The following is a 20,158-nucleotide window of genomic DNA, read 5'->3' as shown; positions in this document are numbered from 1 at the left end:
GGTTGCCCCGGCCCCCCCCTCCTGGAGGAATCGTTCCTGCTGCAGAGTCCGCGACGGTCAGGGGAGCTTGATCAGGGTGTAGTCGTCGCAGTATCCGGCGGCCGAGCCGGCGTTCTTGTAGCAGTACACGCCTGCCGAGGTGGCGGTGGCGCCCGTGGTGAAGAAGATGGGCTGCTGGGCGTAGGACGTGGTCGAGGCTCGCAGATACGTTTCCGTACCGCCGAAGCTCTTCACCCCGACCGAGACCTCCTCCCCGGCGGTGGCGACCTTGGCCCACCCGGCGAGCAGGTACGTGCCGCTGGAGGTGAGACCGCCGACCGTCTGGATCGCCCCGCTGGCGCTGACGCCCGTCTGCAGGGCATACGTGCCGGTGCGGGCATTGGACGCGACCACGCTGGACGCCGTGCCGGTGGACTGGGCCCAGGGGGTCAGCGTGCCGCCTTCGAAGCCGGGGTTGGTGATCGCGTTGGTAGCGGAGGACAGGGGCTCCACCGCGAGGTCGTCGCAGTAGCCGGCGCCCGAGCCGCCCGCGTTCTTCCAGCAGTAGACGGTGGCCGTGGTGCTGGAGGAGCCGGTGGTGAAGAGGATCGCCGCCTGGGTGTACGACGTCGTGGCGATGTTGGTGTACGTCTCCGTACCGCCGAAGTTCTTCACGCCGATGGCGAGGGTCTCGCCGGCGGTGGCGACCTTGGCCCACCCGGTCAGCAGGTAGGTGGTGTTGGGGCTCAGGCCGGTCAGCGCCTGGTTGGCGCCGCTGCTGCTCGCGGTCGTGGTGAGCGCGTATCCGCCGGTGTGGGCGCCCGAGCCGGTCACGGATGAGGCGTTGCCGCTGGCCTGGGTCCAGGGGCTCAACGCGCCTGTTTCGAAACCGGCGTTGGAGAGGAGGTTGCCGCCGGTGCCGTTGTAGGCGCCGATGTTGGGGGCGGCCGTGGAGGAGACCGTGTTGTTGAAGGCGTCCTTGCCGCCGTTGTCGGAGATGACCGCGCCGGCCCGGATCACCGGTGAGGACGGGTGGACCTGGTAGGCGTTCTTGCCGGTGTACGAGGACGAGGAGTCGCCGTTGCCCGGGTTGCGGAGCTCAGGGTCGGCCGTGACCTTCGCGGCGTCGGCGGGCTCGGACGACGGGTGGTTTCCGTAGAAGAGGTTGTTGGAGTAGACGGAGCCGGAGCTGGTGGTGAAGTAGCCGCCGGTACCGTAGTTGAAGACGGCGTTGTTCCGGAAGGACAGGGTGCCGGTGACGCTCGATCCCTTGCGGGAGTAGAGGATCGGGGTGTTCAGACCGCTCTTGTTGACGTAGACGCTGTTGTTGTAGACGAGCGGGACGGCGACGGAACTGCCGCTCTTGTTGGGGATGTTGCCCACGAAGTGGAAGACCCCGGTACCGTGGGTCGGGGCGCCGGAGGCAGGACAGCCCACGTTGGTGCCGTCGTTCTCGCTGATGTTGTAGCGGATCACCGTGCCGTCGCTGGGGACGGTCGAAGTGGGCTCGTTGGCGATGGTGAACGGCGGCATGACCAGTATGAAGCCGCCGAGGTTCTGGTGGCTGTAGTTGTACTGGAACGTGGTGTTGTGGTTGCCCCAGTCCACGTCGTAACCGGTGCCGTCGGCGCCGTTGATGTGGCAGTACACCTCGTTGTTCTGGACGACGGTGTTGGAGCTGCCCGACATCCAGATGCCGGCCGAGGCGCCGTTGCAGTACTGCCCGGACGGCGGGCAGGTGGACTTGGCGCCACCGTAGCCGGCCTTGTTGCCGTCGATGAGGGCGCCGTCGTTCTTGACGACGAGGATGTCGTCCGCGCCGTCGTAGGTCATGGTGTTGTTGCGGATGACCGTGCCGGTGGTCAGGCCGGTTCCCTGGCCGTCCCCGTCCGGGGTGACAGCCACGGCGATGCGGTCGACGTGGTCGAAGGTGTTGTTCTCGACCACGATGTCGTCCCACGTGGAGACCGGGGTGGTGTGGTCCGTCTGGACGCCGACGCCCGCGTTGGTGGAGTACCAGCCGCCGCCGTAGCCGGCGATGTTGTGGATGTACATGTCGTGCACGCGGATGTGGTGCAGGACGCCGCCGGAGCTGTTCTCGGCGAGGACGCCGGAGCGGTAGGCGGGCGAGGAGGCGTTGTCGATCAGCTCCAGGCCGCCGATGTCCCAGTACTGCTGGTTGAGCAGTTTGACAACCGCGCCGGCCGCGCCGGCCGCGTCGATGACGGGCTTGGCGCCGGAGCCGTAGGAGCTGATCGAGATGTTGCTGCCCGAGGCTCCCGAGCCGCCCGGGGAGAGCTGCCCGGTGCAGGTGGTGCCGGCCTTGAACAGGATGCTGTCGCCGGCGGCGAAGGTGGTGCCGTTGACGCTGCCGACAGCGTTCCAAGGGCTGGCCTGGGTGCCGCTGCCGTTGCCGGCTGCCGAGCAGTCGACGTAGTAGTCGGTGCCCGCCGCGAGCGCGGTGTGGGCCGGGGCCAGGAGTGCTCCCGCCATCGTGGCGAGGAGGGCGAGAACGCGTGCTGCCCGGCGGGCCGGGCGCGTTGGCCTGCAACGCTCCATTGCGACGCTCCTTGCTGAGTGATCGAGTCCGCCGCGCCGCGGATGCGTGACGCGGGTGTTCCTGCACCGGGCGGCTCGCCCGAGGCGCGACGCCGGGATTCTGTGGGTGCTCTACGGCGTCACGAGCGCCGAAAGGGCGGCCGGGACGGGCGTCTGAAGGACGGAGGCGTGCCGCATGCCCGGCGGCAGGTTCAGCCCGAGGGGCTGCCAGTCCACTCCGTCCTCGCTGCGGGCCGCTCCGTATCTGCCTTCGAGGAAGTGGTCGTAAATCATGATCCATTCGTCGCCCCGGCGGAACATTGACGGTCCTTCCACAAGGGAAGGCGTCACCGGCCCCTTGGGCGCGGTGTAGGGGCCGCCGGGCGTCTCGAAGGTGGTCACATGGATGTCCTTGTGCGCGGTGGCGAGGTCGTTGACGCCGCGTTCGTCCTTGAAGGCCATGAGGAAACCGCCGTCGGCCGCCTCCCGCACGGTGGCGTCGATGACGGTGTGGCCGGGGTCGAAGAAGATGCCGGGTGCCGAGAAGGTGTGGAAGTCGGCGGTGGTGCAGTGCCAGATGCGGTGGTCCTGGCTGTTGTGCTCGAAGCCGCGGCCGTCGGCGGTACCGCCCGGTTCGACGACGGACGACCAGATGAGGTGGTACAGGCCGGTCTTCCGGTCCAGGAAGAACTCCGGGGCCCAGGCGTTGAGGGCGCCGGCCACCCGGGACATCACCGGGATCAGCCGCTGCTCGGACCAGTTGAGAAGGTCGGCGGACGTGGCGTGGACGATGGACGGGCTCGTCCAGCCGTCGGTGGCCAGCAGATGGAACAGCCCGTCGGGGCCGATCCCGATGAAGGGGTCGCGCAAGCGGCCGGTGGAGAGCGTGCCCCGCAGGACGGGCCGGCCGCCGTTCACCGGCGTGAACCGCTCGCCGTCGTGGCTGTAGGCGAGATGCAGCGCCTCATCGGCGTCGGTGAAGTAGGAGACCACGTACATCGGTGGGGGGTCCTTCCGGACGTCGGAACTGATGGCGGCAGGGCAGCGCCGGATGGTCGTACGGCGGCGGCACGCGGTAGGCGCAAGCAGGTGAACGGGCGCCCTGCGGTCAGGACTTGACCGCGCCCGCGGACATGCCGGCGACCACGTGGCGCTGCAGGAAGACGAAGATCACGAACAGCGGCGCCACGCCGAGCAGGGCGGCCGGGAACAGGGTCGTCGGCTGCACGGTGTGCGGGTCGATGAACGAGTAGGCGTTGACCATGACCGTGCGCTTGCCGGGGTCCTGCAGGAAGACCAGCGGGACGATCAGGTCGTTCCAGACCTGGAGCGAGATGAAGGTCAGCAGGGTGCTGGTGATCGGGCGCAGCAGCGGCAGGATGATCGTGAAGAAGGTGCGGAAGGCCCCGCATCCGTCCAGCGCGGCGGCTTCCTCGATGTCCATGGGGATCGAGCGGATGAAGCTCGTGTAGAAGAACACGGCGACCGGCAGGAACATCGCCGTGTAGATGAAGACCACGCCCGCGTAGTTGTCCAGCAGGTTGAGGTCGCGCATCAGCAGGTACAGCGGCGCCACCACGACGAAGACCGGCACCGAGGTGCCCAGGATGAACAGCCGGTAGACCCAGGTCGCCCAGCCCTGGGTGATGCGGGCGAGCGGGTAGCTGGCCAGCGAGCCGATCACGGTGATGCTCAGGCAGGACAAGCCCGTGATGAGCAGGGTGTTCAGGGCGCTGCGGCCGTAGTGGATCTGCGAGAAGGCGTCGGAGAAGTTCTTCAGAGTGAAGGTGTGCGGGATGCCGAGCGGGGCCCGGGCCACGTCCGCCGCGGTGCGCAGCGAGGTGATGAGGGTGAACACGAACGGCAGGACGAACACCAGCACACCGAGGCAGAGAAGCACGGTTCCGAGGCCGCCGACCGCCCGACGCCAACGGGTGCCTGGCGTCGAGGACTTGGCGGGGGCATGCGGCAAGCGAGACGCGGAGCGCTGGGCGGCCGGCGGGGAAAGGGTCTTGGAGGTCATGGTCGGCCGCCTGTCAGATTCGTCGCTCGCGGAGCCGGAGCAGGGAGGAGGTGGCGCTGGACAGGACGACCACGGTCACCAGGAGCAGTACGGAGACGGCGATGCCGAAGGCGAACTTCCCGCCGCCGAACACGTTCCGGTAGACGAGGGTGGTCAGCGTCTCGGTGGCGCCGGCAGGGCCGCCGTTGGTGAGCACCAGGGGGAACTCGAAGACCTTGAGCGAGCCGATGAGGCTGAGGGTGACGTTCACGGTCAGCGCGGGAGCCAGCATCGGCCACTCGACGCTCCTGAACCGCCGCCAGCCGCCCGCTCCGTCGACCGCGGCGGCGTCGAGGAGTTCGGTCGGCACGCTCATGTAGCCGGCCAGGAAGATGGCGCACGAGTAGCCCGCGAACATCCAGATGTTGACGGCGGCCACCGCGTACAGGGCGGTCGAGGTGTCTCCGAGCCAGACGTGCTGCAGCGAGTCGAGACCGAACAGACCGAGCAGCGCGTTGATGCCGCCGTCCGGGGCGAAGAGGTACGACCAGATGAAGGCCGCCATCACCGGTGAGACCAGGGTGGGGGTCAGCAGCGTCACGCTGAGCGCCTTGCGGACCTTCGGGCGGCGGAAGAGCAGGCTCGCGAAGAGCAGGCCGAGGCCGTTCTGGACGACCACGACGACCGCCGCGTACAGGATGGTGTGCCACAGGGCGGCGGTGACGTCCGGGCTGTCGGCCATGGCCTTGTACTGGTCGGTGCCGACGAAGTGGGCGATCGGGCCGCCAAGGCTGTCGGTCATGCTCAGGTACACGCCGCGGACCAGCGGATACAGCATGAACGTGCCGTAGACGGCGAGCGCCGGCAGCAGGAAGGCGGCCATGGTGGCGCGCCGTCGGTGGAACACGGGGGTCCTCCTCGTGACCGTGGCTTCTCAGTGGCCGCGGCGGGGGCGGGGGGCGGTTCAGTGGCCGTGGCGGGGGCGGTCAGAAGCCGTCCCACACGCTCCCGCCACGGCTGGCCGAGAGGCGGGCGGGGCTACTTGGCCGACGCCGCGGTCTGGATGTCCTTGAGGGTCTGCGCGGTGGACGCCTTGCCCAGCAGGAACGCCTGGATCTTCGAGCCGATCGCGGTCTCGGCGGCCGCGCCGTACCAGGAGTTGGACGGCAAGATCCGGTAACGGCCTTCCTTGAAGGCCGTGGTGAACGACGTCGTCTCGGTGCTCTCCGGGGTCGTACCGCCGGTGAACGGCGACTCCGCGTGCTCGGCGTCGAGGTACTTGGCGAGGTTCTCGCTCTGCGACCAGAAGTCGACGTACTCACGGGCCGCGTCGCCCTGCTGAGACTGGGAGTTGACGGCCCACATGGTGCCGGAGAAGAGCATCCCGTTGGGCTTGGTGCCCGCGGCGCCGCCCGGCCAGGGTGCGAAGGAGACGGGGAAGCCGGCCTTCTTGACGTTGGAGACCTGCCAGGCGCCCTGGTAGTAGAAGGCGCTCTTGCCGGCGCTGAAGTTCTGCGGGCCCTGCGACCACTCGTCGACGCCGAGCTCGTTCTTCCAGTCGACGTACCCCTTGTCCTCCAGGGTCTTCAACTGCTCCAGCGGCGCCTTCCAGTCCGGGTCGAAGGACGCCTTGCCGCTGGTGAAGTCAGTGTCCCACTGCTTGTTCTGCTGGTAGACGAGGGTCGATCCGGCCGCCTGGAAGGTGGAGCTGCCGGTCCAGCCGGACTTGTCGGGCAGCGCGATGGGGTTGATGCCCGCCTTCTTGAGCTTGGCGAGGTCGGCGAGGAACGTCGGCCAGTCGGCGGGGACTTCGCTGACGCCGACCTTCTTGAGCAGGTCCATGTTGGCGTACAGGCCGATGCCTATGAGCTCCATGGGCATGGCCAGCGTCTTGCCGTCGGACTGCGCGAAGGGCTGGGCGTCGGGGGCTATCTTGCTCGCCCAGGACTCCTTGGACAGGTCGGCGAGGTAGCCGGAGGCGCCCCACTTCTTCATCTTGTCCGTGTCGACCATGATCACGTCGCCGGCCTTCCCGCCGAGCAGTTCGGGCTGAAGCTTCTGGACGTAGGTGTCGTTCGCGGTGACGTATTCGAAGTCGATCTTGATCTTGGGGTGCGCCTTCTCGAACGCCTTGTTGATCTCGGCGACGTTCGCCGGCTCCGCGCCACCGCCCTTCCATGCCTCCACGTGCAGGGTCACCGTCCCGTCACTCGAGGAACTGTTCGACCCGCCGCCGCACGCGGCCAGCGACATCGCCATGGCGGCGACCGTGGCGGCGACCGCGATTCGTCTCCCAGAGCGCTTCATTGCACACCTCACCCATCGTCGGTGCAGACCGACTCGTCATATCTGAAGGGGGTTCGATCCGGTCGGGCCGTGTCCAGGTGGGAACAGCGCCGATTCGGCGAAAAGGGTCGGTGGACCCAAGTTGCGGCAAACGTTTCGTGCCGATGGCCGGGAACTGTAACGCAAAACTTAGGTGACATCTATACGTAACTTTCCGTGGTCGCCGGGACTAGCCCAGGGCACCGCACTACCCATGCTCGGGCAGGGTTCCCCTCAAGGACGCACTGCCTTATCGTTACAGTTTCCTGGATGTTTCGGTGCGGTCGTGCAAGAGTGGGCGCCTCATGGCCGCAGCTCCGGCTCGGCCCAAGTGCTCGGCAAGCAGAAGGAGTTGGAGTGACAGGGCGGGTGACCATCGCGCAGGTGGCCGAGGAGGCCGGCGTCTCCGCGATGACCGTGTCCAACGTGATGAACGGAAAGCCCGGCGCCTCCGAGGAGACCCGGCGCCGTGTCCTGGAGGTCGCGGGCCGGCTCGGTTACCGGCCCAACGTCTCGGCCCGCAACCTCAAGGCCGGCCGCACCGGGCTCGTCGGTCTCATCGCCCTGGACCTCACCAGCCAGTACGGCCTGGAGATCCTCCGCGGCGTCGCCGACGAGCTGGCGAGCGCCGAGCAGGAACTGCTGGTCAACGCCTCATACCAGGACGCGGTGCGGGAAAAGGACCGGATCGAGTTCCTCAGCCGTGGCATGGTCGACGGCGTCCTGATGATCGCTCCGGTCCTGGAGGACGAGACGGTGAACCTGCTCCGCCGCCAGAACCTGCCCTGCGTGATCATCGACCCCCGGCGTCTGGACGTACCGCTGCCCCGCCTGACCGTCGACAACTACCACGGCATGCGCCAGGGCACCCAGCACCTGATCGACCTGGGCCACACACGGATCGCCTACCTCCGCGGCGAGGAGGACCTCGAGAGCACCTCGGTCCGCTTCCAGGGCTTCGAGGACGCGATGCGACTCGCCGGCCTGAAGGTGGACGAGCGCATGGTCGCGTCCTGCGACTTCTCCTACGCCTGCGGATTCCGTACGGCCACCCGCCTGATCACCGAGCACAGGCCCACAGCGATCGTCGCCGGCGCCGACCTCATGGCCCTCGGCGCGATCGATGCCGCCCGGGCCCTGGGCCTGAACGTCCCCAGCGACTTCTCGGTCGTCGGCTTCGACGACCTCCCCCAGGCGGCCCAGAGCTTCCCCGGTCTGACCACCGTGCGCCAGCCGCTGCACGACATGGGCCAGAAGGCCGCCCGCGCGCTGCTGTCCCTCATCGAGGGGCAGAAGCTCCTGATGGAGCACATGGAGGTGAGCACGGAACTCGTGCTGCGCAACTCCACCGCCGCAGCATCGGACGGCGCGATGCCCTGACTGTGCGACGCCGCCATCGACGTGGGCGTGACCTGCCCGCCCTGTCGGCCGCGCCGCGGGAGTCGATGCCCTTCGTCTCCCACTGGCCGCCCCGCTGGATCAGCGACGCCGACCCACACAACGCCTTCGCCCTGTCCTTACTGGACGGGGCGAAGCATCGTTTCCGCATCCCCCGGGGAAGCTCAGATCTGGCCGATGCGGGCGAGGGCCCGGCTTTCGGTTCTGTCCAGTCAGCTGACCCGTGCCTCGGTGTCCGGAGCGGTGTCCTGCAGGGACGGATGGAACGGTCGGCCGGCCCGGCCACGACGCAAGAGAACGCCGCGCATAGTCCTCGGCGCGTTGTCCCGCATGCGGGAGCCCAGAGCGTCGATCGAGGGTCACGGTCGACGATCCATCCCCGCGCGTACGGCCCCCTCTCATCCCGCCCTGCCCCTCGGCGCCTCGTCGGCGTCGCCCCGTAGCCGTGAGGGTGAGCGCTCCTCGGGCGCCTGCGCGCCCTGTGCCGTGGCGAGCGGGCCCAGATGCTGTGCGGCGCTGTCCAGCAGTCCGAGGTCGGCCTTGGTGTGCGCGATGGCGGCGTCGATCAGGACGGCGACCAGCGGCTCGTCGGCGTGGGCGCGGCGCTGCTGCCCCAGGCCCGCGAGCTCGGACAGGTAGGTCTGCCGCTGCGACTCGATCAGGGTGGCCAGGGCCTGCGGGCCCAGCGCGACAGCGCCGAGGAGCTTCAGGAACAGCTCGTCGCGGAAGCCGCCGACGCGCACCCAGGCGGTGGTCGCCCACGAGCGCAGCTCGGCCTCGCCCGCTTCGGTGAGTGTGTAGAGGTTCTTGTCGGGCCGGTCGGTCTGCGTGACCTGCGAGCGCGAGACATAGCCGTCACGGACCAGCCGTTCGAGGATCTGGTAGAGGTGACCGATGTTCAGGCCGCCCCACTGCGGGCCGACGGCCTCCTCGAACCGGGCCTTGAGTTCGTATCCGTGATTCGGTCGCCGGGTCAGCAACGCGAGCACGGCATGGTGGAGCGGCATACACGTCCCTTCTACATTGTGACAACATACCCCTGAATTGTCGCAATGCAGGGGCGGCGACGCATGTGCCGCGATGTACGAGGGCGAGGTTGCATCAATGGCTGTGAGCGTGGCGTTGCACGGGGTGAGCCGCCGGTATCCCGGGCTGACCGCTCTGGACGAGATCGACCTGGAGGTCGCGGCCGGCGAGGTGGTGATGCTGACCGGGCCGTCCGGCGCCGGCAAATCGACCGTCCTGCATGTGACGGGCGGCATGGACCAGCCCGACGAGGGGCGCGTCGAGATCGACGGCACACCATTGACACCCCGGGATCTGGACCGTCACCGGCGGCGTGTCGGCTTCGTCTTCCAGCGCTTCCACCTGCTGCCCGCGCTGACCGCGCTGGACAATGTGCTCGCCCCCGTCCTGCCGCGCAGAGTGGACTTCGACCGGCGTGCGCGCGGCATGGAGCTGCTCGAAGCCGTCGGACTGGACCAGCGGGCCGACGCCCTGCCCTCGCAGTTGTCGGGCGGCCAGCAGCAACGCGTCGCCGTCGCACGGGCGTTGATCAACCGGCCGGGACTGTTACTGGCCGACGAGCCCACGGGCAACCTGGACAGCGTGATCGGGCGGGAGATCGTCGACCTGCTGATGTCGCTGCGCGAGCGCTACGGGATGACGATGCTGATCGCCACGCATGACGCGGAGGTCGCCGCGGGCGGCGACCGGGTGGTGCGGCTGCAGGACGGCAGGATCACCTCGGACCAGCGGATCACACCGTCCGGCGACGTGCTGCACCGGCTGGGGGGCCTGCGCCCGTGATGGCGATGATTCTCGACCAGCTACGGCGGCGGCGCGGGCGCGCGCTGGCCCTGGCCGCCGGAATCCTGGTGGCGGCGACCAGTTTCACCCTGCTGACCGCGACGGTGAGCACGAGCCAGGCGACCACCGTGGGCACCGTACGGAAGAACGCACGCTCCGCGTACGACGTCCTGGTGCGCCCGCCCGACGCGCAGACGGACGTGGAGCGGCGGAGCGGTCTGGTCACGCCGAACTTCCTGTCCGGCACGTTCGGCGGCATCACCATCGACCAGTACCGGGGCATCCGCGGCCTGGCCGGGGTCGACGTGGCCGCGCCGGTCGCCAACATCGGCTATCTCATGGTGGCGAGCACCGTCACGGTGGACGTGTCGCGCTTCCTGGACGGCAAGGCGTCCCGGCAGATCCTGCGCATCCGCCCTACGCTCACCTCCGGACTGGGCAGCTACCGCACCTCGGACGAGTACGTCTACCTCACCCGCTCCCCCCTGACGTCGGCGTCGGAGTCGGACGGCCTCTTCGAGTCCGACACCCTGGAGACGGGTGCGGCCGACAAGAGCACCCAGCGGTATCGGATCAAGGGGAAGTACGACGTCTGCTTCTACTTCAACCGGGACAAGACCGAGCAGACCGAGTTCAACCTGAATCTGCCGTTGAAGCCGAACATCATCGCCGAGGACCTCAGGGACAGGTCGCCGTTCGACCCGGACCTGAGTTCGCGGATGAACTGCCAGTCCGGCCAGGACAAGGCCACCATCGACGTTCCGGTCAGTTACCCCGTGCTGCTGTCCGCCATCGACCCGGTGGCCGAGGACCGGCTGGTGGGCCTGGGCGGCACCATCGCCTCGGGCCGGATGCTCACCGAGCAGGACAAGCCGTGGAGGGTGTCGGGCGCCAAGAGCGTCCACGGACAGCACGACTCGTACATCCCGGCGCTGCTCAGCGACAACCCGCTGACCACCGGCACGCTCGACGCCACCGTCGAGCGGCTCGACGTCGGGGACCCGGCGCAGCTGCCCTCGAAACTGGGCAACCCGACAGCCGCCGGCTTCGTCCGAAACCTGCACGGCACAACGGTGGGCAGGACCCGAGTCGACCTGAGCAAGGGCTACCGGAAGGCGCTGACCGAGGACTCGTTCGACACCGGGGCCTACTGGTCGGTCGGCCCGGTCACCTACCACCGGACCTCCGACGGCGACCTCGCCGCACAGACGCAGCCCCCGCAGAAGCCCAGCCTGTGGATCACCAACTTCGACCAGCAGCCGTTCACCAACGTCCCCGAGGAGAACCGCCAGGGCACCCAGTACCGAAAGGTGACCAGCCACGTCGCCACGAACTGCATCGGGCTGGGTACCTGCGACGGCGTGGACTCCGGACGCCTGCCCAATCCCTTCGTCCACCTGGTCGGCCGCTACGACACCGGCAAACTGCCCGGCTTCTCACCCCTGTCCGACGCCCCGTTGGAGACCTACCAGACGCCACAGGTCACCGGCGCGGACAGCGCGACCCGAGCGAGGCTCCACGGCAAGCCGCTGCAGCCCGACCGCAACCTGGGCGGCTACGTCAGCCCGCCGCCCACCATGCTGACGACGATGGACTCCATCACCGCGCTCACCAAGAGCCGTCGGGTCCCGAGCCTCCAGGACAAGGCGCCGGTCAGCGCGATCAGGATCCGGGTGGCCGGAGTGACCGGCGTCGACACCGCCTCCCGGGCGCGGGTGAACGCGGTGGCCGGGAAGATCCGGGCCACCTACCCCCGGCTCCAGGTCGACGTCACCGTCGGCAGCTCGCCCGCGCCGCAGACGGTGGCACTGAGCGCCTCGGCGCAGGTGACGGAGCGTTGGGTCGCCAAGGGCGTGGCACTGCGCATTCTCCGGGCGGTGGACACCAAGAGCGCGGTGCTCTTCGTGCTGGTCCTCGTCGTGTGCGCGCTCTTCCTCGGCCAGGCGGCGCTGGCCTCGGTGCGCTCACGGCGCATCGAGATCGGCACGCTGCGCTGCCTCGGCTGGAGCGGTGGCGAAGTGCTCCGCCTGGTCCTCGCCGAACTGGCGCTGATCGGCCTCGCCGCCGGAGCCGTGGGCACGGTGCTCGCGTACGTGCTGGGCCGGGTGCTGGGCCAGCCCGAAGCCGGCGCCAAGTCACTCCTCGTGCTCCCGGTGGCGCTCCTCCTGGCCACGGCGGCGGGCCTGATACCCGCCTGGCTCGCCACCCGGCTGGGACCGATGGAAGCCGTCCGGCCCCCGGTGACGGCGGCCCGCCGCGCACACCCGGTGCGTTCGGTGGCCGGACTGGCCATGCTCAACCTTCTGCGGGTGCGGGGCCGCACGCTGCTGGGCGCGGCAGGACTGGCGCTGGGAGTGGCCGCCTTCACTGTGCTGCTCGCCCTGACGCTGGCCTTCCGGGGCGAGGTGGCCGGGTCGCTGCTCGGCAGTGCCGTGGTGGCGCAGGCGCGCGAGGCCGACTACCTCAGCGTCGCCCTGTCCCTGCTGCTGGGCGCCGCCGGCGCCATCGACGTCCTGGTCATCTCGCAGCGCGAGCGCGCCGCCGATCTCGCGGTGCTGCGGGCGACCGGCTGGACCGACCGCGAGCTGGCGAAGCTGACCCTCTACGAGGGAATCGGACTGGCTCTGCTGGGCGGCCTGTCCGGTGCGGTGGCCGGTCTGGCCGGGGTGCTGGCCCTCGGCCGGGGCGTGCTGCAGGGACACCTGTTCCCGGTCGCCGGCGCCGCCCTGCTGGCCACGCTCGCGGCGACCGCCCTGGTGGTGGCGGCTCTGACGGTGCCGATCCGGGGGCTGTCCCGGATCGCCCCCGCCCACCTGCTCGCCGCCGACTGAGCCGACCGCCGCCACCGCCGGCGGCTTCGCCACAGCGGAAGACCCCGGCCTTGTTCACGGCCGGGGTCTTCCGCTGTCGACGGACGTCCGCGGGCATGCCCTCCCCCGTCAGCGACAGCCCTCGGTGTCGGCTCACGTCGACGGACACTCATGGGTGGATCCGTTGACGAACCGCCCGCCGGCTGCTGGTCCTGGACCGGGACACGCTCACCGCCAACACCGCTGCGACCGACACCTGACCGTCCGGACCGCCGCCCCGGGTTCCCCCACCCACGAGCGGCTGCGCATCCTGGCTTCCGCGCCGCGCACACGCCTCCCTTCGGCGCCTTGGCGTGGAGAAGGACGCACACACGACCTGACGCATCATCAGTTCGACCGTCACATGAGCGTCATTTCAGCGTCAGGACGTCGCCCACACCGCACGAATGCGCACGCACAAAACCGCAGGTCAAGAGCCCTTTGCGGCCGGCTCCAGAATCGCCACGCACTCCACGTGGTGCGTCATCGGAAACAGGTCGAACGCCCGCAGGGTGCGCACCCGGTAGCCGCCGTCCCGGAAGTAGGCCACGTCCCGGGCCAGCGCGGCCGGGTCGCACGCGACGTAGGCGATCTTCCGCGCGCCCAGCGACGACAGGTGCTCCACCGTCTTCTTGCCCGCTCCCGCGCGCGGCGGGTCCAGGACGATGAGGTCGACCTCGGTGATCCCGGTCCGCGGAAGGACGCTCTCGACCTTGCCCTGTTCGATCCGCACCCGCTCGAAGCCGGCGAGGTTGTGCCGGGCGTCCTCGACGGCGCGCTTGCCGGACTCGATGCCGAGGACCGCGCCCTTGTCGCCGAGCCGGTCGGCGAGTGCTCCGGCGAAGAGACCGACACCGCAGTACAGGTCGAGCGCCATGTCGCCCTTGCGCGGCAGCAGGCCCTGCATGACGGCCTTGACGAGGGTGTCGGCGGCCTGCGGGTGGACCTGCCAGAAGCCGCCGCTGCCGACCCGGTGGGTGCGGCCGTCGGCCCGCTCCCGTACGAAGGCGCGGCCGTGGACGCGGTGGATGCCGCCGTCGTGCTCCTCGACGCGCATCACGGAGACGGGCCTGTCGAGCTCGACGAGCGGAAGGCGTGCGCCCGGTCGGGGTTCGAGGATCACCATGCGGTCCTGGGAGCCGGTCGCGGCGATGGCGTCGACGGAGGCCATGCCGGACCAGTCGCGCTCCTCGATGCCCAGCTCGCTGACGCCCTGCGCCGCGATCATGCAGTGCTCGATCGGCTCGACCTCGTGGGAGCGGTGGCGTCGCAGGCCGGCGTTGCCGTCGGCGTCCACCGCGTACTGCACACGGGTCCGCCACTGGGGCACCTGGCCCGCCGGCAGCTTGTCGCCCTCCGCCGGCATCACGGTGCCGTCCCAGCCTGCCTCCTCGGGCGTGAGGCCCGCGAGCCGCTGCAGCTGCTCGGCGATGACCTCGCCCTTGAGGCGGCGCTGCGCGCCGGGCTTGGCGTGCTGCCAGTCGCAGCCGCCGCAGCGGCCGGGACCGGCGTACGGGCAGGGAGCCTCGACGCGGTCCTTGGACGCCTCCAGGACCTGCACGGCGTCGGCCCGCAGGAACCGCGCGCCCTCCTCGCCCTCCGTCACCCGGGCCACGACCCGCTCGCCGGGCAGCGTGTGCCGGACGAACAGGACCTGGCCGGCCTCCGTCCGGGCGATGCAGTGGCCGCCGTGGGCGACGGGGCCGATCTCGACTTCGTACTCCTGCCCGACGAGCGACACCGCCTGCGGGTTCTTCGGTTCTGCCTGCATGGCGGGGTGACTCCACAACGTCGAACGAGGAACGGCCGGACAACAGCCCACCAGTCTACGTGGCTGCCGTCCGGCCGTTCACCACGCGCCGGGACGCGGGGACGAGGGTCCGCGCGGAGCGCGGGTCAGTTCTTCGCGTCCGGGCTCGAAGAGCTCCCGGCGCCGCCGGAATCCGGCCGGCTGCGCGGCGCCGACGGCTCCTTCGGGTGCCCCTCCTGCAGGGGTCCGCGCCGCACGGAACCCGGAGCGTTCCACTCCTGCCGCCTGCGCGCCCGCTTCTTCGCCACCTCGGAGGACTGCAGCTGGTAAGGCACGGACGTGACCATGACGCCGGGCGTGAACAGCAGCCGGCCCTTCAGCCGCAGGGCGCTCTGGTTATGCAGCAGGTGCTCGTACCAGTGACCGACCACGTACTCGGGGATGATCACGGACACGGCGTCGCGCGGCGACTCCCGGCGCAGGCTCTTGACGTACTCGATGACCGGCCGGGTGACCTCACGGTAGGGCGAGTCCAGGACCTTCAGCGGTACGTCGATCCCGCGCCGCTCCCACTCGTCGCGCAGCGTCTTCGTCTCGGCCGGGTCGACGTTGACGGTCAGCGCCTCCAGGGTGTCGGAGCGCATCAGCTTGGCGTAGGCGAGGGCGCGCAGCGTCGGCCGGTGGATCTTGGAGATGAGCAGCACCGAGTGGACGCGCGAGGGCCGGACGCTGTCGTCGCTGGGACCTTCGGGGGCGGCGATCTCGGCGGCGACGCCGTCGTAGTGGCGGCGGATCGCGGTCATCGTCCCGTAGAAGATCACCATGCCGAGCAGGGCGACCCAGGCTCCGTGCGTGAACTTGGTGCCGAGGACGACGACCAGGACCAGGCCGGTGAAGAAGGCGCCGAAGGTGTTGATCGCCCGCGAACGGACCATGTGACGGCGCTTGACCTGGTCGTTCTCGGTGGCCAGGAGCCGGTTCCAGTGCCTGACCATGCCGGTCTGACTGAGCGTGAAGGAGACGAACACACCGACGATGTACAGCTGGATCAGCCGGGTGGAGTCGGCGCCGTAGATGACGACCAGCAGGGTCGCCGCCCCGGCCAGCAGCACGATGCCGTTGGAGAAGGCGAGGCGGTCGCCGCGGGTGTGCAGCTGGCGCGGCAGGTACCGGTCCTGGGCGAGGATCGAGCCGAGCACCGGGAAGCCGTTGTAGGCGGTGTTCGCCGCCAGGAACAGCACCAGCGCGGTGGCCGCGGCGAGCACGATGAACAGGAAGCTGCCCTTGCCGAAGACGGCCTCGGCGACCTGGGTGATCACCGGGTTCTGGACGTACTCGGAGCCGACGGCGACGCCGTTGTGCAGCAGGTCGGCGGCCGGGTTCTCGGCCATCCGGACGTCGGTGACCAGGGCCAGCACGATGATCCCGCAGAACATGGTGACGGCCAGCAGGCCCATCGCGGCGAGCGTGCTCGCCGCGTTCTTCGACTTGGGCTTGCGGAAGGCGGGGACGCCGTTGGAGATCGCCTCCACGCCGGTGAGCGCCGCACAGCCGGAGGAGAAGGCGCGCAGCAGCAGGAAGACCAGGGCGAAACCGGCCAGTCCCTGGTGCTCGGCCTTGATCGTGTACTCGGCGGTCGGCGCCCGCATGGTGTCGCCGAGCACCACCCCGCGGAAGGCGCCCCAGGCGATCATGATGAAGACGCCGGCGACGAACACGTACGTCGGGATGGCGAACAGCTTGCCGGACTCCTTGACGCCGCGCAGGTTCATCAGCGTCAGCAGGACGATCACGGCGACCGCGCAGGCCACCTTGTGTTCGACGACGAACGGGATCGCGGAGCCGAGGTTCTCGATGCCGGAGGCGATGGAGACGGCCACGGTGAGGACGTAGTCGACGAGCAGCGCGCTCGCGACGGTCAGGCCCGCCCTGGGGCCGAGGTTGGTGGTGGCCACCTCGTAGTCGCCGCCGCCGCTCGGGTAGGCGTGGACGTTCTGCCGGTAGGAGGCGACCACCGTGAACATCAGCACGACGACCGCGAGGGCGATCCAGGGGCTGAAGTGGTAGGCCGACACGCCCGCGATGGACAGGACCAGCAGTACCTCCCCAGGCGCGTAGGCCACGGAGGACAGCGGGTCGGAAGCGAAGACGGGCAGGGCGATGCGCTTCGGCAGGAGCGTTTCTCCGAGCCGATCACTGCGCAGTGCGCGCCCGATCAGGATCCGTTTGGGCACGTCGGTCAGTTTGGACACAACAGAGGATCGTAGGCCTTCGAACACGGGACCGCCCACCCTCCCCCGGGCTCAGCCGGGTGACGGCGTGGCGCGTCTGCCTCCCGGGTGAATTCGGCCGGTCGGCCGCTGCGGGTTGCGCAGCCGTGGCGGTCGCCATGTCTATATGACAATTCCCCGCCCACTGCCGCCCCTCGGAGGGTCCATGCACACGACCGCGGAGCTCATCGGCGCCGTAGGAGCCTTGGTAGGCCTGGGAGTTCTTACCTTCCTGAGTCTGTGGAGCATCAGCAGGCGCTGATCCGCCCTCCCCCCGCGCCGCGCGCACCGTGCACGGGGGTGCCCTGCGACGACCGCGCCTGTGTAGCTTGGGCGGCGGTCTGAGACCCTGTTCCCAGCCAGGCCAGAAATTTATGGACTTCTTTACTTCTTGACCCTCGGAAGGACGGTCGTGCACATCGTCATCATGGGCTGCGGCAGAGTGGGTTCCGCTCTCGCGCAGACCCTGGAGCAACAGGGGCACACGGTCGCTGTGATCGATCAGGACCCCACCGCCTTCCGACGACTGGGCTCCGGTTTCGGCGGCCGTCGGGTCACCGGGGTCGGATTCGACCAGGACACCCTCCGCGAGGCGGGCATCGAGGAGGCCGGCGCGTTCGCGGCGGTATCCAGCGGCGACAACTCGAACATCATCGCCGCCCGAGTGGCCCGCGAGATGTTCGGCATCGAGAACGTCGCGGCCCGCATCTACGACCCGCGCCGCGCGGAGGTCTATCAGCGCCTCGGCATCCCCACCGTCGCCACCGTCCGCTGGACGGCCGACCAGATGCTGCGCCGACTGCTGCCGTCGGGCGCCGAGCCGCTGTGGCGTGACCCCACCGGGGGCGTCCAGCTGGCCGAGGTGCACGCCGCCGCGTCCTGGGTCGGCCACAAGATCAGCACCATGCAGGAGGAGACGGGCGTCCGCGTGGCGTTCCTGACCCGGCTCGGCGAGGCCATCCTGCCCAGCTCGCAGACGGTCCTCCAGGAGGGCGACCTGGTGCACGTGATGCTGCGCACCGACGAGGTCGAGAAGGTCGAGGCGTCGTTCGCCGAAGGCCCGAAGGAGGACGGTCACCGATGAGGGTCGCCATTGCCGGAGCCGGCGCCGTCGGCCGCTCGATCGCCGGCGAGCTGCTGGAGAACGGCCACGAGGTCCTCCTCGTCGACAAGGCGCCGACCGCCATCTCGGTCGAGCGCGTCCCCCAGGCGGAGTGGTTGCTGGCCGACGCCTGCGAGATCACGTCACTGGACGAGGCGGCCCTGCAGCGCTGCAACGTCGTCATCGCCGCGACCGGCGACGACAAGGTCAACCTGGTCGTCTCGCTGCTCGCCAAGACGGAGTACGGCGTCCCGCGCGTCGTGGCCCGGGTCAACAACCCGAAGAACGAGTGGCTCTTCAACGAGTCCTGGGGCGTGGATGTGGCCGTGTCCACCCCGCGCCTGATGTCGGCCCTGGTCGAGGAGGCGGTGAGCGTCGGCGACCTGGTGCGCCTGCTGCGCTTCAGCCACGGCGACGCCAACCTCGTAGAACTGACGCTCCCGGAGGAGTCGGCCCTGGCCGGCACCCAGGTCGGCGACGTGGAGTGGCCGGAGGACACCTCGCTGGTCACCATCATCCGCGGCACCCGGGTGCTCACCCCGACCCGCGAGGACTCCCTGGAGCCGGGCGACGAACTGCTCTTCGTCGCCGCCCAGGCGAGGGAGGAGCAGCTCGAGGACCTGCTGTCCGTCCGCAAGGACGACACCGGCGACTGAGCCGACGACGGGTCACGACGACGGGGGGCGCCCGGAAGACTCCGGGCGCCCCCCATGCACTGCGCGTCGCGCCGTTCAGCGCCGGCCGGCATCCTTCAGTCCGTCCGGGGGGGCACCCCCAGGGGGAGATCGAGGACGAGGCCCGTTCAGGGCCGAGGCCGGGGTCCGGGGGCGCAGCCCCCAAGACGGTCACCCCGACACGGGGACTACCCGTCCCGACGGTGCCGCCCGCCGACCTCCGCCGCCGACTCCGACTCCGACGCCTTTGCGGCGGCCGCGGCCTTCTCCTCGGCCTCCATCTCCGCGAACACGTCGATCGGCGCGGGCGCCTTCGCGAGGAACACCCAGGTCAGCCAGACGGCCAGCAGGAACGGCGGGATCTTCAGGGCGACCAGCACCCAGCCGAGCTGGGTGGTGTCGGCCCACCAGTACAGCGGGAAGAGGACCGCGCACTTGGCGAGCAGGATCAGGCCCCAGGCCCAGCTGGCCTTCGCGTAGGCCTTCTTGCGCCCGGGGTTGCGGGTCCGCCAGGAGAGGTTCTCCTTGAAGACCGGGCCGAGGATCAGACCGATCAGCGGCACCCCGCACAGCGTCGTGATGATGTACGCCAGCGCGAGACCCAGCGTGTAGAGCATGCCCGGCAGGTAGAAGGCCTTGGCGTTGCCGGTCATCATCGCGAAGACGACGCCGAAGGCGACGCCGAACACCCCGCTGAACGCGTGCTTGACCGTGTCCTTCATCGCCAGGCGGACCACGACCAGGACCAGCGACACCGCGAGCGCGGCGATCGCCGACATGTGCAGGTCCTTGTTGATCGTGAAGATCGTGACGAAGACCAGGCCGGGCACCACCGTCTCGACCATGCCGCGGATCCCGCCGAACGCCTCGAACAGCGCGGCCTCCGTCACCGCCCGGGCGTCGGCCGCGGCGGTGTCCTCCGCGGTCGGATGCTCCACGGTCGTGTCTTCGGTCGGCTTGTCGAGCGACGTCACCGGCTACTCCCTACCCAGGGGTCTCAGTTCGTACTTGGGGTTGAACAGCACCCGGCGGCCCCGGCTCATGGAGACCCGGCCCGATGCGATGAGCCTGCGCCCCGGCTCGATGCCCACGATGGAGCGCCGGCCCAGCCACACGACGTCCAGCGCGGCGCTGCCGTCGAACAGCTCGGCCTCGAGGGCCGGGACTCCGGCGCGCGGCCGCAGGGTGACCGTGCGCAAGGTACCAGTAACCGTGACGATCTGCCGGTCCTGGCAGTCGTCTATTCGCGTGCAGCCGGCCGTCTCGGCGTCCTCGCGCAGTTCCTCGGACTCCAGGTCCTCCTGCGACGAGGAGAGCCGGTCGAGCATGCGCCGGAACCGGCCCACCGGCTTTTCGGAACGAGGGACAGCGCTCATGTCTGAAGCGTACCGGGGTCCCCCTCCGAGCCGTAGCCGCCGCCGTACCCGCGCCCCGGCCACCGCCGAACCCTCGACCCCGGCCG

At 69.7% G+C, this 20,158-nt stretch carries 15 protein-coding genes; 5 read left to right on the top strand and 10 right to left on the bottom strand.

Going from position 1 to position 20,158, the window contains the following annotated elements; genetic code table 11:
• Positions 1-57 precede the first annotated feature (57 nt).
• The 5 genes from ACN6LD_RS25375 to ACN6LD_RS25355 all read right to left on the bottom strand — a co-directional run bounded on the left by ACN6LD_RS25375 (position 58) and on the right by ACN6LD_RS25355 (position 6,826).
• Positions 58-2,538, bottom strand: a complete 2,481-nt coding sequence (locus ACN6LD_RS25375) for a carbohydrate binding domain-containing protein (RefSeq protein WP_445044356.1) — start codon at positions 2,536-2,538, stop codon at positions 58-60.
• A 111-nt stretch (positions 2,539-2,649) separates the two neighbouring features.
• A complete protein-coding gene (locus ACN6LD_RS25370; RefSeq protein ID WP_445044355.1) occupies positions 2,650-3,516 on the bottom strand; it encodes a glycoside hydrolase family 43 protein in 867 nt (288 codons plus the stop codon).
• A 109-nt stretch (positions 3,517-3,625) separates the two neighbouring features.
• On the bottom strand, positions 3,626-4,540 hold the full coding sequence (locus ACN6LD_RS25365; RefSeq protein ID WP_445044354.1) for a carbohydrate ABC transporter permease: 915 nt from the start codon (positions 4,538-4,540) through the stop codon (positions 3,626-3,628).
• A 13-nt stretch (positions 4,541-4,553) separates the two neighbouring features.
• On the bottom strand, positions 4,554-5,426 hold the full coding sequence (locus ACN6LD_RS25360) for a carbohydrate ABC transporter permease (RefSeq protein ID WP_319195117.1): 873 nt from the start codon (positions 5,424-5,426) through the stop codon (positions 4,554-4,556).
• A gap of 131 nt (positions 5,427-5,557) precedes the next feature.
• On the bottom strand, positions 5,558-6,826 hold the full coding sequence (locus ACN6LD_RS25355; protein ID WP_319198205.1) for an ABC transporter substrate-binding protein: 1,269 nt from the start codon (positions 6,824-6,826) through the stop codon (positions 5,558-5,560).
• Between the two features lie 375 nt (positions 6,827-7,201).
• Between ACN6LD_RS25355 and ACN6LD_RS25350 the strand changes: the two genes are divergently transcribed.
• Positions 7,202-8,224: a LacI family DNA-binding transcriptional regulator gene (locus ACN6LD_RS25350; RefSeq protein WP_319198206.1), complete on the top strand. Its 1,023-nt coding sequence runs from the start codon at positions 7,202-7,204 to the stop codon at positions 8,222-8,224.
• Positions 8,225-8,640: 416 nt separating this feature from the next.
• Here ACN6LD_RS25350 and ACN6LD_RS25345 read toward each other — a convergent pair whose 3' ends face one another.
• On the bottom strand, positions 8,641-9,249 hold the full coding sequence (locus ACN6LD_RS25345) for a PadR family transcriptional regulator (RefSeq protein ID WP_319194494.1): 609 nt from the start codon (positions 9,247-9,249) through the stop codon (positions 8,641-8,643).
• Positions 9,250-9,346: 97 nt separating this feature from the next.
• Between ACN6LD_RS25345 and ACN6LD_RS25340 the strand changes: the two genes are divergently transcribed.
• Together ACN6LD_RS25340 and ACN6LD_RS25335 are read left to right on the top strand one after the other, a co-directional pair.
• Positions 9,347-10,051, top strand: coding sequence for an ABC transporter ATP-binding protein (locus ACN6LD_RS25340; RefSeq protein WP_319194496.1), 705 nt, complete (start codon positions 9,347-9,349; stop codon positions 10,049-10,051).
• Between the two features lie 5 nt (positions 10,052-10,056).
• On the top strand, positions 10,057-12,882 hold the full coding sequence (locus tag ACN6LD_RS25335; protein WP_445044353.1) for an FtsX-like permease family protein: 2,826 nt from the start codon (positions 10,057-10,059) through the stop codon (positions 12,880-12,882).
• A gap of 448 nt (positions 12,883-13,330) precedes the next feature.
• Here the strand turns inward: ACN6LD_RS25335 and ACN6LD_RS25330 are convergent, their stop codons facing one another.
• Together ACN6LD_RS25330 and ACN6LD_RS25325 are read right to left on the bottom strand one after the other, a co-directional pair.
• Complete coding sequence (locus tag ACN6LD_RS25330; RefSeq protein ID WP_319194500.1) at positions 13,331-14,671, bottom strand: class I SAM-dependent RNA methyltransferase; 1,341 nt, start codon at positions 14,669-14,671, stop codon at positions 13,331-13,333.
• A gap of 125 nt (positions 14,672-14,796) precedes the next feature.
• Positions 14,797-16,902 (bottom strand): APC family permease, encoded by a 2,106-nt coding sequence (locus tag ACN6LD_RS25325; protein WP_445044352.1) that lies wholly within the window; start codon positions 16,900-16,902, stop codon positions 14,797-14,799.
• A gap of 430 nt (positions 16,903-17,332) precedes the next feature.
• Here ACN6LD_RS25325 and ACN6LD_RS25320 point away from each other — a divergent pair, with 430 nt between their 5' ends.
• Positions 17,333-18,004, top strand: coding sequence for a potassium channel family protein (locus ACN6LD_RS25320; protein ID WP_057575491.1), 672 nt, complete (start codon positions 17,333-17,335; stop codon positions 18,002-18,004).
• Positions 18,001-18,678, top strand: a complete 678-nt coding sequence (locus ACN6LD_RS25315; RefSeq protein ID WP_057575489.1) for a potassium channel family protein — start codon at positions 18,001-18,003, stop codon at positions 18,676-18,678. Before ACN6LD_RS25320 ends, ACN6LD_RS25315 begins: the two co-directional genes overlap by 4 nt.
• A gap of 206 nt (positions 18,679-18,884) precedes the next feature.
• Here the strand turns inward: ACN6LD_RS25315 and ACN6LD_RS25310 are convergent, their stop codons facing one another.
• Together ACN6LD_RS25310 and ACN6LD_RS25305 are read right to left on the bottom strand one after the other, a co-directional pair.
• Complete coding sequence (locus ACN6LD_RS25310; protein WP_445044351.1) at positions 18,885-19,670, bottom strand: DUF3159 domain-containing protein; 786 nt, start codon at positions 19,668-19,670, stop codon at positions 18,885-18,887.
• Between the two features lie 3 nt (positions 19,671-19,673).
• Positions 19,674-20,072: an OB-fold nucleic acid binding domain-containing protein gene (locus ACN6LD_RS25305; protein WP_319194507.1), complete on the bottom strand. Its 399-nt coding sequence runs from the start codon at positions 20,070-20,072 to the stop codon at positions 19,674-19,676.
• Between the last annotated feature and the right edge of the window lie 86 nt (positions 20,073-20,158).

This window comes from Streptomyces sp. SAS_272 (assembly GCF_052543235.1).
Note: the sequence above shows the minus strand (reverse complement) of the source record. Positions and strands in the feature narration are given on the sequence as shown.